At 63.0% G+C, this 12,497-nt stretch carries 12 protein-coding genes and 1 tRNA gene; 6 read left to right on the top strand and 7 right to left on the bottom strand.

Translation table 11 applies throughout. The features are described 5' to 3' along the window. Window positions 1–37: 37 nt before the first annotated feature. The 5 genes from OK351_RS05295 to OK351_RS05275 all read right to left on the bottom strand — a co-directional run bounded on the left by OK351_RS05295 (window position 38) and on the right by OK351_RS05275 (window position 5,037). Entirely contained in the window at window positions 38–520 is a 483-nt protein-coding gene (locus OK351_RS05295; protein WP_265156510.1) for an anthrone oxygenase family protein, read from the bottom strand. 155 nt (window positions 521–675) lie between these two features. Beyond that, complete coding sequence (gene nrdF / locus OK351_RS05290) at window positions 676–1,647, bottom strand: class 1b ribonucleoside-diphosphate reductase subunit beta (protein ID WP_265156507.1); 972 nt, start codon at window positions 1,645–1,647, stop codon at window positions 676–678. Between the two features lie 329 nt (window positions 1,648–1,976). Next, the gene (locus OK351_RS05285) at window positions 1,977–2,951 is read right to left on the bottom strand and encodes a TAXI family TRAP transporter solute-binding subunit (RefSeq protein WP_265156505.1); all 975 of its coding nucleotides are present in this window, start codon (window positions 2,949–2,951) and stop codon (window positions 1,977–1,979) included. After that, window positions 2,948–4,375 carry a HAMP domain-containing sensor histidine kinase gene (locus tag OK351_RS05280; RefSeq protein WP_265156503.1) on the bottom strand — a complete coding sequence of 476 codons (1,428 nt, stop codon included), beginning with the start codon at window positions 4,373–4,375 and terminating at the stop codon, window positions 2,948–2,950. Before OK351_RS05280 ends, OK351_RS05285 begins: the two co-directional genes overlap by 4 nt. Further along, window positions 4,372–5,037, bottom strand: a complete 666-nt coding sequence (locus tag OK351_RS05275) for a response regulator transcription factor (RefSeq protein ID WP_265156501.1) — start codon at window positions 5,035–5,037, stop codon at window positions 4,372–4,374. Before OK351_RS05275 ends, OK351_RS05280 begins: the two co-directional genes overlap by 4 nt. 254 nt (window positions 5,038–5,291) lie before the next feature. On the opposite strand from OK351_RS05275, the gene OK351_RS05270 reads away from it, so the two are divergent. After that, window positions 5,292–6,599, top strand: coding sequence for an Nramp family divalent metal transporter (locus OK351_RS05270; RefSeq protein ID WP_265156499.1), 1,308 nt, complete (start codon window positions 5,292–5,294; stop codon window positions 6,597–6,599). 81 nt (window positions 6,600–6,680) lie between these two features. Here OK351_RS05270 and OK351_RS05265 read toward each other — a convergent pair whose 3' ends face one another. Together OK351_RS05265 and OK351_RS05260 are read right to left on the bottom strand one after the other, a co-directional pair. Then, window positions 6,681–7,829: a Na+/H+ antiporter NhaC family protein gene (locus OK351_RS05265; protein ID WP_265156497.1), complete on the bottom strand. Its 1,149-nt coding sequence runs from the start codon at window positions 7,827–7,829 to the stop codon at window positions 6,681–6,683. Between the two features lie 3 nt (window positions 7,830–7,832). Further along, complete coding sequence (locus OK351_RS05260; RefSeq protein WP_265156495.1) at window positions 7,833–8,162, bottom strand: Na+/H+ antiporter NhaC family protein; 330 nt, start codon at window positions 8,160–8,162, stop codon at window positions 7,833–7,835. 381 nt (window positions 8,163–8,543) lie between these two features. Between OK351_RS05260 and OK351_RS05255 the strand changes: the two genes are divergently transcribed. From OK351_RS05255 to OK351_RS05235, 5 genes are all read left to right on the top strand, one after another. Continuing rightward, window positions 8,544–9,206, top strand: coding sequence for an NADPH-dependent F420 reductase (locus OK351_RS05255; RefSeq protein ID WP_265156493.1), 663 nt, complete (start codon window positions 8,544–8,546; stop codon window positions 9,204–9,206). Between the two features lie 194 nt (window positions 9,207–9,400). Next, window positions 9,401–9,485, top strand: a tRNA-Leu gene (locus OK351_RS05250). Between the two features lie 324 nt (window positions 9,486–9,809). After that, window positions 9,810–10,187 carry a hypothetical protein gene (locus tag OK351_RS05245; protein ID WP_265156490.1) on the top strand — a complete coding sequence of 126 codons (378 nt, stop codon included), beginning with the start codon at window positions 9,810–9,812 and terminating at the stop codon, window positions 10,185–10,187. A 198-nt stretch (window positions 10,188–10,385) separates the two neighbouring features. Beyond that, window positions 10,386–10,706: a hypothetical protein gene (locus OK351_RS05240; protein WP_265156488.1), complete on the top strand. Its 321-nt coding sequence runs from the start codon at window positions 10,386–10,388 to the stop codon at window positions 10,704–10,706. A gap of 420 nt (window positions 10,707–11,126) precedes the next feature. After that, window positions 11,127–12,350 (top strand): PLL family lectin, encoded by a 1,224-nt coding sequence (locus tag OK351_RS05235; RefSeq protein ID WP_265156486.1) that lies wholly within the window; start codon window positions 11,127–11,129, stop codon window positions 12,348–12,350. Window positions 12,351–12,497: the final 147 nt, after the last annotated feature.

Below are 12,497 nucleotides of genomic sequence, written 5' to 3'. Positions count from 1 at the left end.
ATGATCCGATGGTACCAAGTCCGTGGCCCGGGCGAACTCACACGGTGTGCAACAAGCCGGCGGTGAAGAACAGCACGGCACCGCAACTGGCCAGCATCCGCAACGCATTCCACCGGTTCCACGGGGCCTCGAATTGCCGCCGGGCCCGGCGCTGCTGCCAGGGCGCATCAATGGACCGGGTGGCCAGCAGCTTGTTCAAGGGGACGTTGACGATGACCGTGATCAGGAAACTGGCCAGGGACAAGGCCGCGGCCGCCACCAGCAACCAGCTTTCCTGCCAGCTGCGGTAGAGCAGCAGGGTGCAGGCCAGCGAACCCAACGGGGTGAGCAGGAAAACCAGGAGGAATCCGGGATTCAGGATGGCGGCATTGATCCGCCGGAAGACGAGCACGTACTCCAGGTCGCCCAACGACCTGAAGCCGGGGCGGATGGCGCAGGTGAAGGCATAAAAGGTGCCGGCCAGCAAGGCGTTGCCGAGCATGGCGGCCAGCACCAGCGGCAACTGCCAGGTCGAGTCCATAGCCCCTCCTCGCGCCATCCGGTCCGGGGCTTAATCGTCGCATCCCGGACGGGTGGGGGAACAGGGCAGCAGGCAAACCAGCGGGTTGCCGCCGGATGCCGCGTGGGCGGTACCCGGAAAGGACCGGGTACCGCCCGCGCAGGAGGTGGGGTCGCCTACCAGCCCCAGTCCTCGTCGGCCGTTGCCTCGGCCTTGCCGATGACATAGGAGGAACCGGAACCGGAGAAGAAGTCGTGGTTCTCGTCCGAACCGGGGTTCAGCGAGGCCAGGATGGCCGGGGAGACGTTGGTGACCTCTGCCGGGAACATCGCCTCGTAGCCCAGGTTCATCAGCGCCTTGTTGGCGTTGTAGTGCAGGAACTTGATGACGTCCTCGGCCCAGCCGATCTCGTCATACAGGTCGTGGGTGTACTTCACTTCGTTCTCGTACAGTTCGAACAACAGCTCGAAGGTGAAGTTCTTCAGCTCCTCGCGTTCGGCGGTGGACAGCTGGTTGTGGTCCATCGAACGCTGGTGCTTCAGCCCGATGTAGTAACCGTGGATGGCCTCGTCACGGATGATCAGGCGGATCAGGTCGGCGGTATTGGTCAGCTTCGACATGGTCGACCAGCGCAGCGGGGTGTAGAACCCCGAGTAGAAGAGGAAGGACTCCAGCAGGGTCGAGGCGATCTTCTTCTTGTAGGGGTTCTGCCCGTCGTAGTACGAGCGGATGATGTTGCCCTTGTTCTGCAGCTCGCGGTTCTCCTCGCTCCAGCGGAAGGCCTCGTCGATTTCACGGGTGGAGGCCAGTGTGGAGAAGATCGAGGAGTAGCTCTTGGCATGCACCGATTCCATGAACGCGAAGTTGGTGTACACCGCTTCCTCGTGCTGGGTCAGCGAGTCCGGGATCAGCGACACCGCGCCGATGGTTCCCTGCAGGGTGTCCAGGTAGGTCAGGCCGGTGAACACGCGCATGGTCATGAGCTTCTCGACCTCGGTGAGCGTGCCCCAGGACTGGATGTCATTGGACAGCGGGATCTTCTCCGGAAGCCAGAAGTTGGCGGTGACGCGGTTCCAGATTTCCACGTCCTTCTCATCTTCGATCCGGTTCCAGTTAATGGCCTTGATGGGGGTGGTGGAAACGTTCACAGGCTTCTCTCCCTAACTTTCACTGCTCGGCTGATACCCGATATGAACCCGGAACCGGGCCGCAGGCGGTGGCCTGCACGGGGAAATCGGGCGCACGGGACAGCCTGCCAGATCAATCAGGACTGTGGGGTCGAACGACGTGGCGAGGACGGGCTCCCGAGGCTTTTCGTCAACCTCCACCATACCCAAGTCTGGGCCCGATGGACGTCACCGCGGACACCGCCGTCTGGCCCGATCCCCGCCGTTTCCCGGTGACCGGTTCGCCGACGTTGAGAAAGATCATAGTCCGGCGCCGGCGGCCGGGCACCGGCCAGGCCACCGGCCGGTGGCTATCCGTGGATCCGGCGGTAGGTTTCGGCGGCGGCCGGATGCAGGGGCTGGCCGGAGGTGGCAATGAGGTTATCCGGGCTGAGGAACTGGATTCCGGCGCTGGAGGAGGGCACCAGCTCCCCGGCATGTTCGATCAGCAACCGGACGGTCGCCTCCACCAGGTTGTCGGGCAGATCGGCGCGTCCGAGCAACAGGTTCGACACCCCGATCGTGTGCACGGTTTCCATCCCGGAATAGGTGTCCTGCGGGATGACGACCCGGTCGTAGAGGCCCGGATGGTCCGCCCGCAGGTCCGGAATCAGGGAGGCCAGATCCAGCAGACGCAGCGGGGTGCTGCGGTTCAGCTGCTCAATGGAGTTAATGGCAATGCCCCCGGAGATCATCATCGCGTCGATGCGGTCATCGGCCAACGCCTCCAGGCCGTCGTTCAACCCCAGCCGCTGCTCGGAGGCTTCCTGGCCGGTGTCCTTGAGACCCGCGGCCTGCAGGATGCGTTGGCCGGTCAGCCAGGTTCCGGAACCCGGGGCGCCGGTCCCCAACCGCTGGCCGGCCAGGTCCTGGACCGTGCCGATCGCCTCTTCCCGCCGAACCAGCAGGTGGAAGTAGTTCTGGTAGACCCGGCCCAGGGTGAAGATTTTCCCCTCGGCCACGGCCGGTGAAGCGGCGACACTGTCGGCCAGGGCCAGGCCCAACTGCGCCGTCCCATCAAGCAACAGTGCAATGTTGTCAGCGCTGGCCTGGGTCATCAGCGCGGTGGCCGAGGTGGCCACCGAATACCGCTGCAGCGCCTCGGCCAGCAGGGTGGCGAACTCGTGGTAGAGCCCGCCGGCCTCCCCGCCGGCGACCACCAGGGCATCGGCGTGGGTGGTGGTTGTGCAGCCGGACAGACCCATCGGGAAGGCCCCCGCCAGCAGCCCCAGCGCGGACAGTTCCAGTACCCGGCGTCGGGAGAAACCATGATCCGGGATTCTCATGCCTGCCCCTTTGGCTCCGGTGAGGAATCGGCGGCGGGGAAACGCAAGGTGGCCAGCAGTCCGCCGCCGGCGGCCGCGGCCAGTTCCAGGGTTCCCCGGTTCGCTTCGGCCAGCCGACCCACGATGGTCAGTCCCAGCCCGGTTCCCTCGATGCTCCGGTGCTCGCTGCCGCGCCAGAACCTGCGCCCGGCGTTCTTCAGTTCCTCCGGCCCGAGTCCCGGGCCGCGGTCGCGCACGGTGATCAGCACCTGGCCGTCACGGTTTTCCAGCGCCAGATCCACCGGTGCACCGTGCGCGTATTTCAACGCATTGGCCAGCAACTCGCCGACCATCTGTGCCAATTCGAATCCGTTGCAGGACAGGCGCAGGTCAGCGCCATCGGCCACCTTCATCCGCAGCGGGGTGTCCAATGCCCGGGCCCGGGAGCAGACCCGGTCGAATTCCTCGGTCAACACCTCGACCGGATCGATCGTGGCGTACGTTTCGAGACCGGTTCCGGCGTCCTGGTGGGCGGCCCGTTCCGAGGCCCGGTGCTCGGCGCTGGCCAGCCGCAGCACCGAGGCCAACAGGCGTTCGACGGAGCCCAACTCGTGTTCCACGGCCTCGATGGCTTCGGGTGCACTGTTTCCCAGCTTCAGCTTGAGCAGGTCCACCCGCAGGCGCAGCGCGGCGATGGGGTTGCGCAACTGGTGGGAGGTCTCGGCGATCAGCTCCCGTTGCGCCTCCAGGCTCTCGGTGACCACCGCGGACATGGAGGAGAAGGAGCGCTGCAGCTGGCGCAATTCCGGTGGCCCGTCCTCGGGTAGCCGCTTGGGGGTACCGGTGCTGGCGAATTCCTGCACCGCGACGTTCAGCCGGTGGATCGGGCGCAGCACCCAGGTGGTGACCCACCAGGCCAGGCCCACCAGGATCACCGTGGCGACCAATGCTGTGCCCACCACGGCCAGCCAGCCGGCCAACACCTTCTGCCGGGCGGTCTGCGGGTTGACTTCCAGCACCACCGCACCGAGCACCTGGCTGGAATTGCCGAAGGGGCGGGAGAGCAGTTCACTGCCGGTGCCGAAGGGATTCACCGTCGGCAGCTCGGTGTGGGCCAGGTTCACCCCGGCATTGCGCAGGGCGCGGGCCACGGCGGGGTCGGTGGCATCCAGCTCGCCGGTGTCCAGTACCTCGTTGCCCACCCGCACCACGATTCCCTCCCCGAACAGCCGGGAATAGCTGCGCATCTCGGTCAGCAGCCGGTCGTGGTCCGACTCGGCTTCGGCTTCCATGGCCAGCTGGACAAACCGGTTCAGCGAATCAAGCCGGCTGAACTGCAGGTCCTGGGTTGCGGCACGGCTCACCGATTGCAGCAGCACCACGCAGAGCACCGCCACCAGGATCGCCAACAGGGCGCCGAGCACGCCCAACACCCGCAGCCTCACCCGGCCGGGGCTTCCAGCCGGTAGCCGACGCCGCGGACATTGACGATCATGCCCGGGGTATCGAGCTTGGCTCGCAGCCCGGTCAGGTGCACATCCAGGGACCGGGAGACGGCCAGGAACGCGTCGCCCCAGAGGCTGTCGAGGATCTGCTCGCGGGAGACCACCACCCCGGCATGCTGAGCCAGCAGGGCCAACAGGTCGAATTCCTTGGCGGTCAGGCGAAGCTCGCGGCCGGCCAGGGTCGCGGTGCGTTCCTCGACGTCGACGGTCAGCGCACCGGTGACGATGGCCCGGGTCGATGCGCTGTGGCTGGGCATGCGCCGGGCCACCGTTTCGATGCGGGCCAGCAACTCGATCAACCGGATCGGCTTGACCAGGTAGTCATCGGCGCCCAGCCGCAAGCCGCGTACCACGCTGCGTTCGTCGTCGCGGGCGGTGAGGATCAGCACCGGGCAGTCGGTGACCAGCCGCAACTTGCGCAGCACCTCCAGTCCATCCATATCCGGCAGGCCCAGATCGAGCAGGATCATCTGGGCTTCACGATGGCGCAGCAGCGCATCGGCGCCGCGCGCCACCCGTTCGGCCCGATGTCCCGCGGCCTGCACCGCGTCGTTTAACGCCGCGGCCACCGCGTCGTCATCTTCGACGATCAGCAGATCCATACGTCCCGATTCCCTTGCCGTTTGCACTCGATTCCAGATGCACCTTACCAGCAGGCGCAGAAGACCTAAGGAAGTGTTAGGACTTCGCTTTTGCGTTGGTTGTGTGCTCGATCACCTCTACATTGGTAGCAGAGATACGTGAGATTGTGCTGTGGATCCAGCCCGAGCACGACTCGCCGCGGCGCTGCCCACCGGATGGTGGGCGCAGCACATGCCGCTTCATCAACCACGCAACGTGAAGGACTGAGATTCGCATGGCCGAAAACACGCCACCGGTTATTCCGGAAAGCGTCCGTGACACCGGGCTTGAGTCCGGTGGACCACCCAAATGGAAAATTGTCGGACCGGGGCTGGTGGTTGCCGCCACCGGTGTGGGCGCCGCCGATATGGTGGCCACCCTGGTCGCCGGTAGCCGCTACGGCTACGCGCTGCTCTGGGCCGTGGTGCTCGGTGTGATCCTGAAGATCGTCCTGGTGGAGGGCGCCGGGCGCTACACCCTGGCCACCGGCAAGACGATCTTCCAGGGCTGGCGTTCACTGGGCAAATGGACCACCTGGTACTTCGGCCCCTACATCATGATCTGGGGCTTCGTGTACGGGGCTACGGCCATGAGCTCGGCGGCCATGCCGCTGGCAGCGCTGTTCCCAGCGGTTGACCTGAAGATCTGGGCCGTGCTCATGGGCCTGGCCGGGTTCGTGATGATCTGGTTCGGCAAGTACGCGTTCTTCGAGAAGATCACCGCGGTGTTGGTGGGCATCATGTTCATCACCGTGGTGGGCCTGGCCGTGATCGCCGCGCCGAACATCCCGGAAATGTTCACCGGTTTCGTGCCGCTGATCCCCGAAGGCGGCGTGGTCTACACCCTGGCACTGGCCGGCGGCGTGGGCGGCACCATCACCCTGGCGGCCTACGGTTACTGGCTGCGTGAAAAGGGCTGGTACACCCCGAAGTGGATGCGCGTGATGCGCATCGACAACTCCATGGCCTACGTTGTGACCGGTATTTTCGTGATCGCCATGCTGATCGTGGGTGCCGAAGTGGTGCGCGCCGCTGGCATCTCGCTGTCCGCCGGTGATGCGGGCCTGCTGGATCTGGGCAATGTGCTGAACGAAAAGTACGGTGACGTGGTCGGCACCGGATTCCTCATCGGTTTCTGGGCCGCCTCCTTCTCCTCGATCATCGGCGTGTGGAACGGTGTGTCGCTCATGTTCGCCGACTTCTGGGGCAATATGCGCGGCAAGGAGTCGGGCCATGCCGATACTCGGGTAGGTGGCAAGTACTTCCGTTTCTACGTCATCTGGCTGACCTTCCCTCCGATGGTGCTGTTCCTGCTGGATCGCCCGATCGCACTGATCCTGGCCTACGGGGTGCTCGGCTCGCTGTTCATGCCATTCCTCGCGCTGACGCTGCTCGGCCTGCTCAACGGCAAGCGGATCCCCAAGGCCTGGTCCAACAAGCTGCACACCAACATCGCGTTGGGTATTACCGCGGCACTGTTCCTGGCCCTGGGTATCAATGAACTGATCAAGGCGTTGGCTCCGGTCCTCGGGCTCGGTAGCTGATAACCACACGGAAGAACCCACGGGCCGGTTCCGGTGCATCTGCATCGGAGCCGGCCCGTGGCGTCGTGCCGGACTACGGGGTTACTGTTCCTCGCCCGACTTGTTCTCCGTTGCCGCAGGCCCGATCTTCTCGATTTTGAACCCCGTGAAGCCGTACAGCACGCTGAGCAGTGGGCTGAAGATATTGAACAGCGCGAACGGCAGGTAGAGAAGCGTTGAGACCCCGAGGGTTGCGCTCATGAACGCACCGCAGGAATTCCAGGGAACCAGGGCCGAGGTCACCGTCCCGCTGTCCGCCGTCAACCGTGAGAGGTTGGTTGGCGCCAGGCCGCGTTTGGCGAATTCGACCTTGTAGAGCCGTGCCGGAAGGACCAGGGCGATGTACTGGTCCCCGGCCACCACATTGAGGCCGAAAGCCGAGATGAACACCGCCAGGTGCAGCTTCCCGGTGGTCTTGGCCCATGACAGCAGGGGCGTGATCAGCCGCGAAATCAGTCCGAACTTCTCCAGCAGCGTGCCGAAGGTCACGGCCCCCATGATCAGCCACAGGGTGAGCAGCATGCTGTCCATCCCGCCGCGTGACAGCAACCGGTCGATGTCCTCGATACCCGATTCCTTGACGAAGCCGGTGGCCATCGCGGTCCAGGTGCCCTTCAAACCCGCCATGAAGGGGTTCGACTCGCCGGTAAAGACGGCCACCACACCGGGCTGCAGGAAGGCCGCGAGTACGCCGGCAAAAAGCGCCGAGGTAATCAGGGCTATCGACGCCGGGACCTTGCGGGCGCACAGGATCCCCAATAGCAGCAACGGCAGCAGGTTCCACGGGGTGATGTTGAATAGGCTGCTCAATTCCGCCAACTCACTGGCGGTGTCCACCACATCACTCACGCTGGCGGTGAATCCCAGCAGCAGGAAGACGATGAACGCCAGCCCGAAGGCCGGCAGGGACGTCCACGCCTGGCGCTTGATGTGCTCAGTTGTCTCCACGCCGACCATCTGGGCGGTCAGGATCGTGGTTTCCGACAATGGGGACAGCTTGTCTCCCAGGTAGGCGCCGGAGATGACGGCACCGGCCGTGATCGCCGGACTCACCCCGAGCATGGTGCCGATGCCCACCAAGCCGACTCCGATGGTTGCCGCCGTGGTCCATGAACTACCGATGCTCAGGGCTACCGCACCACAGATCAATGCGGTCGCGGCGTAGTACCAGCTGGGGGAGAGCACCTGCATGCCCTAGTAGACCAGTGAGGGTATCGTTCCGGACATATTCCAGGTGCCAATCAGGGCCCCGACGGCAAGCAGAATGAAAATCGCGCTGGTGACCGAGGATAGTGCTTCCTGCCCGGTTTCCTGGATCATCTGCCACTTGTGCCCGTTTTTGAGGACGATTAGTGCAACAACCATGCAACACAGGATCAATGCCACCTGGATCGGTCCGGCCAGGGCGGCGATGCCGTAGAGGGCGATGGCGCCACCGATAAGAATTGCGAGCAGTGCCAACGGCACGAGTGCATCGGCAAGGCTCGGTTCCTTGGCAACCGAACCCCGGGAATCGTCGGACATGGTTCTTGTCCCCTCCACCACTATGCTTTTAGCGAGGCAACCGATGTGAAGACATCAGCTTCCGGTGTTCCGGAGCGGATTCCGGAACCCGACGAACCACGGGGTGACCACAACTCCCAAAGGTAACTCGCTGTGATCCCGACGTAGATTCCAACGACGATTCAATTGTCCTGAGCCAAGACGTGCCAATATAGGTTGTAGCTAATCACGAAGGCGGCTCGATGAACAGGGGTCCAGCCGGAATTTGCCGTCCATCCAAGGGGCCCGTGCCGTCATGGACATCAACGGGACCCGGCCCCCTGCCGGGGGAAGGCCCCGGGAACACGAAATCCGGCACGGCGCGCCAACATGCACCGCTAACCAAGTCAGGTGAACCGCTTCATGACAACAAGTTGCCAGACCTCCGGCAAAAGGGTTGAACGCATTGGGATCCTGGGAGCCGGACGCGCGGGAACCGCCTTGGCCCGGATAGCCGCGGAGTCGGGCATCCCGGTGAATATCGCGGCTTCGCGCCCGCCCCGGATGCTCAAGTACCACCTGATGCAGTACGCGCCGCAGGCGGTCGCCGTTAATGCGGAAGGTATCGCCGATGGGGTGGGGCTGGTGGTGCTGATGGTTCCCCAGGAAGACCTTGATGATATCGACCCTGGAACCCTGGCCGGGATCACCTTGGTCGACGCCACAAACCGCTGGCAGCAGGAGGAGCTGCCGGACTGGTTCGAGCAGGGGCTGCGGACCGGGTTATCCAGTTCCGAGGTGATCGCCGGGCACTTTGACCAGGCACGTGTGGTTAAGGCCCTGAACCACATCAGCCACTGGGACCTGGATTCCTTCGGACGCAAGAGTGCCAATCCACGACGGGCCCTGGGTCTGGCCTCGGACTACCCCGAGGATGCGCTGCTGACCGCGGGGCTGCTCGAAGCGCTCGGCTACGAGCCGGTTGTGTTGGATTCGTTGGCTGACGGAAAGCTGTTGGAACCCGGATCCGCCGTCTTCAACCAGCACCTGAGCGCCTCGGGACTGCGGCAACTGCTGCAGCTGTAGCCCAAAACGTGACAACAAGTTGTGATCCTTGCCACCGTGAGTGTGGATTCGGGTGAAATATGCCTAATCAACCTCTGAATAACCGCGAGGATACGGTGATTTGGCTGATAGATGCGCCGAATTGGAAAACAGCTTAAACTGGTGCTAGAGTTTTACTTCGTTGCCGGCGATAGATCGCAGACAACAAACAACCTGCGCGGGTGGCGGAATAGGTAGACGCGCTAGCTTGAGGTGCTAGTCCTCGAATAGAGGGTAGGGGTTCAAGTCCCCTTTCGCGCACGCAGGTACCCCCGATTGACCACGGTCAATCGGGGGTTTGCTTTACCCGTGTTGACAGCACTACCAAATCCGTTGACATGGGTTGACATGAGAGGGCCAGGTTACCGGAACGGCAACGCGATGCCACGTAGTCCAGATGAAGCGCAACTTGGGTAGATTCAGCGTGCCCGGCACTCGTTCAAAAGCAGCCGACTTCCCAGCCGGTGCTGCAACCAAAGCCAAGCTGATCAGAATCGACAAGCATGCCAGTCATTGCCGCGGAGTTCATCAAGAGTAGACCTCTCCTCTTGCGGTCTGCAGAGTTCCCGGTGAATTTTCAAGTGGATGGGTGATTTAGCAGTGTTGGACACGGGCCTCATCGCAGCAATTGAAGCAGAAGACCCGATCAGAGCGGCTGGAATCGCAACGCTGTTCACACCGCAGACACTGGTTGAGACGCTTGATTACCACCGAATAACCGACAACGCGGAACCGTATGGGGCATTCCTCAAGGCGTGGTTCGAAGTTGCCTCCCCTCTCGACAGACCAGTAATCGTTTCCTGGGGAATCGATATTGCGACTTCCGAATTCGCATATCTTGAGATCCAGGCTGAACTGGCGGAAATGCAGGTCCGCTCGGTACATGACGCGAAGGACTACCTGGCTGGGATCATTGAACACATGTACCTTCTGACAGACAATCCCGAAGCCGGGCTGGCCTAGACCGAAATGGAAAAACTCAGAGACACAGCCACGAACCTGCGTGCGCTGCCGTTGCCTGAATTGTAAATTACCCAGTTGCGGGACGTTGACGTGGATATACCGGAACGACCGCACCCAGCCTGGCTGGGCCCGGGGGGCTTCTCTTGGTCGGTGCCATCCAGTTGACAGTGTTGCGGGAATAGATGGAGAGTAACCACGATGATCACCAGGGCAAATGTCATCCCGCTGTTGGAGCGATACCTCGACTCATACGGACAGTTCTCTTGTCAATGGATCGACGATCTGGAGATGAAGACGATCCGGGAAGCAGATAGTGGGCGGCTGTTCATTTTCAAGTGTTCGCTGGACGACATCATTGATCGGATCAACATCCAAGAACCTGGCGACCTCTTTCGAGATGACACCCGTGATGGGGCCAGAATGACGTTGTTCGCCATTGAGGTGTGGGAGGCGATGGAATTCGCCGCCGACGGCATGAAATTCATTCGGGTAGAAACCCGCGGCGTTAGAGCCGAATAGTCGATCCAGCTATTCGGCAGCTAGAGCTGTCATCAATGCTGTCCCGTATCAGGGTCACACCGCTTCCACCGGCGGCAGGCAGAAACGCCAGTACGCAACGATCCTCCGTATGCCGGGACGTACCAGTCGAGGTGTCCGGTGGAGGTTGATAGCCCAATTTGCATGAGATCGGCAGGAACACCCGGCGTTCGCAGGCGTCGACCGGTGCCGTCTCCTACACACAGCCTGAAATTTTGGAGATTCCGGTGATTGACTGCCCTTTTGAGGCCTGTTATTTTTCTCTGCACGAGAAGTCAACATGCCGAATGGAGCAGGTGCCCGCATGACGAAGCGGCCGCCGGCAATCGGAACCGAGCCTCTCGGCCGGGTCCAACGCAGTTCCTCCGGCAATCCGGGCAGTCATGTCGAGGGAGCGTCCCAATGAGCACGCCTGAAGCCGGTTCGGACAACGGATCCGTCCGATTGCAATACCCTTACGACGGATGGCAGACCATTGGCGGGGTGCTGACCAGCAGGATCAGTATCGGGCAGAACCTGGACGGCAGGCTCGAAGCCTTTGTCCGGGGTACGGATCAGGGCGTCTTCCACGCCCGCCAAGTCACTGCGGGCGGTTTATGGGGCGGTTGGGCGCCATTGCATGGTAAGAAACTCAGCGATATCGCCGTGTCCCGGAACCGTGATGGACGGCTGGAGATCTTCGCCGTGGGACGGGACTACGGCCTGTGGCATCGCTGGCAACACCGGCCAGGCGGTGAATGGGAGCAATGGAAGCCACTGGGTGGTTTCATCTACGAATCCCCGACCGCGGCTGTCAACGCCGACGGGAGGATCGAGGTGTTCGGGCGGGGTAGGAACCTCGCGGCATTCCACCGGTGGCAGACCGCACCCAACGGGCCTTTTGCCCTGTGGAGCTCGCTGGGTGGCAAGCTCTACTCGAACCTCCAGGTCGCTTCCAACAAGGACGGGAGACTTGAGCTCTTTGCGCTGGGCGGGGACCACATGCTGTGGCACAAATGGCAGACATCCCCAAACAATGGCTGGTCGGATTGGAAGTCCCTGGGCGGCTGGCTAATGAAGGAAATCGCCGTGGCGCGAAACCACGATGGACGCCTGGAGGTTTTCGGTCGTGGGATGAACATGGAGCTATGGCATTGCTGGCAATTGGCACCGGGCGGCAGCTGGTCTTCATGGCGGCCGTTGGGACCCGGGTTCCGGCTGCGCAGCGATCCTGCGGTGGGCATCCATCGCAACGGGTGCCTTGAGGTGTTCGCCGTCGGTTCCAGCGGGGCCCTGTTCCGTATCTGGCAGGATGTGCCCGGTGGCCGCTGGTCTTCCTGGCAGCCGTTGGGCGGCATTGTCATCGGCCATCCGACGGTGGCCGCCAACCGCGACGGCCGGCTGGAGGTCCACGGGGAAGGTGCGGACCGGGGGTTGCACTACCGCCAGGAGAAGCGTTCTTCCTCCCTTGCCGGTACGACCGGAGTTGGGACACTCGCCAGTGATTCGATATCGGATTCCCTCCTCACCTCCCAACACCTGATGGAGGACGTGCCGGAGGCCAACCCGGCGGGGATGCCGGTGGCGTCCATGTCCGAGACCTCGGGGGACACAGTTTCGGATCGCGGTCCCCGGTACACGTCATAGCGCCCGCGGGCCGACGGACTCTGGCCCGGTCTCAACCGGAGTGGCTCCAGTGCGTCGCACGGCCGGTTCCCGCAACGACCCAACTAGAGTGGGAATCGAAGCGTATGCCAGGTAGCGGCCAACCCGTCGGTGGCCATCATGAAGGGG

The organism is Glutamicibacter sp. MNS18 (assembly GCF_026107515.2).
Classification (GTDB): Bacteria; Actinomycetota; Actinomycetes; order Actinomycetales; family Micrococcaceae; genus Glutamicibacter.
The sequence above is the reverse complement of the archived record's forward strand: the minus strand, read 5'-3'. Positions and strand labels throughout refer to the sequence as shown.

Bases quoted from the DNA above. Each gene is read 5' to 3' on its own strand.
- OK351_RS05285 (WP_265156505.1), bottom strand. From the start codon at position 2,951: ATGAGAATCCCGGATCATGGTTTCTCCCGACGCCGGGTACTGGAACTG.
- OK351_RS05235 (WP_265156486.1), top strand. From the start codon at position 11,127: ATGAGCACGCCTGAAGCCGGTTCGGACAACGGATCCGTCCGATTGCAA.
- OK351_RS05265 (WP_265156497.1), bottom strand. From the start codon at position 7,829: ATGCAGGTGCTCTCCCCCAGCTGGTACTACGCCGCGACCGCATTGATC.
- OK351_RS05270 (WP_265156499.1), top strand. From the start codon at position 5,292: ATGGCCGAAAACACGCCACCGGTTATTCCGGAAAGCGTCCGTGACACC.
- OK351_RS05245 (WP_265156490.1), top strand. From the start codon at position 9,810: ATGGGTGATTTAGCAGTGTTGGACACGGGCCTCATCGCAGCAATTGAA.
- OK351_RS05260 (WP_265156495.1), bottom strand. From the start codon at position 8,162: ATGTCCGACGATTCCCGGGGTTCGGTTGCCAAGGAACCGAGCCTTGCC.
- OK351_RS05255 (WP_265156493.1), top strand. From the start codon at position 8,544: ATGACAACAAGTTGCCAGACCTCCGGCAAAAGGGTTGAACGCATTGGG.
- OK351_RS05240 (WP_265156488.1), top strand. From the start codon at position 10,386: ATGATCACCAGGGCAAATGTCATCCCGCTGTTGGAGCGATACCTCGAC.
- OK351_RS05275 (WP_265156501.1), bottom strand. From the start codon at position 5,037: ATGGATCTGCTGATCGTCGAAGATGACGACGCGGTGGCCGCGGCGTTA.
- OK351_RS05295 (WP_265156510.1), bottom strand. From the start codon at position 520: ATGGACTCGACCTGGCAGTTGCCGCTGGTGCTGGCCGCCATGCTCGGC.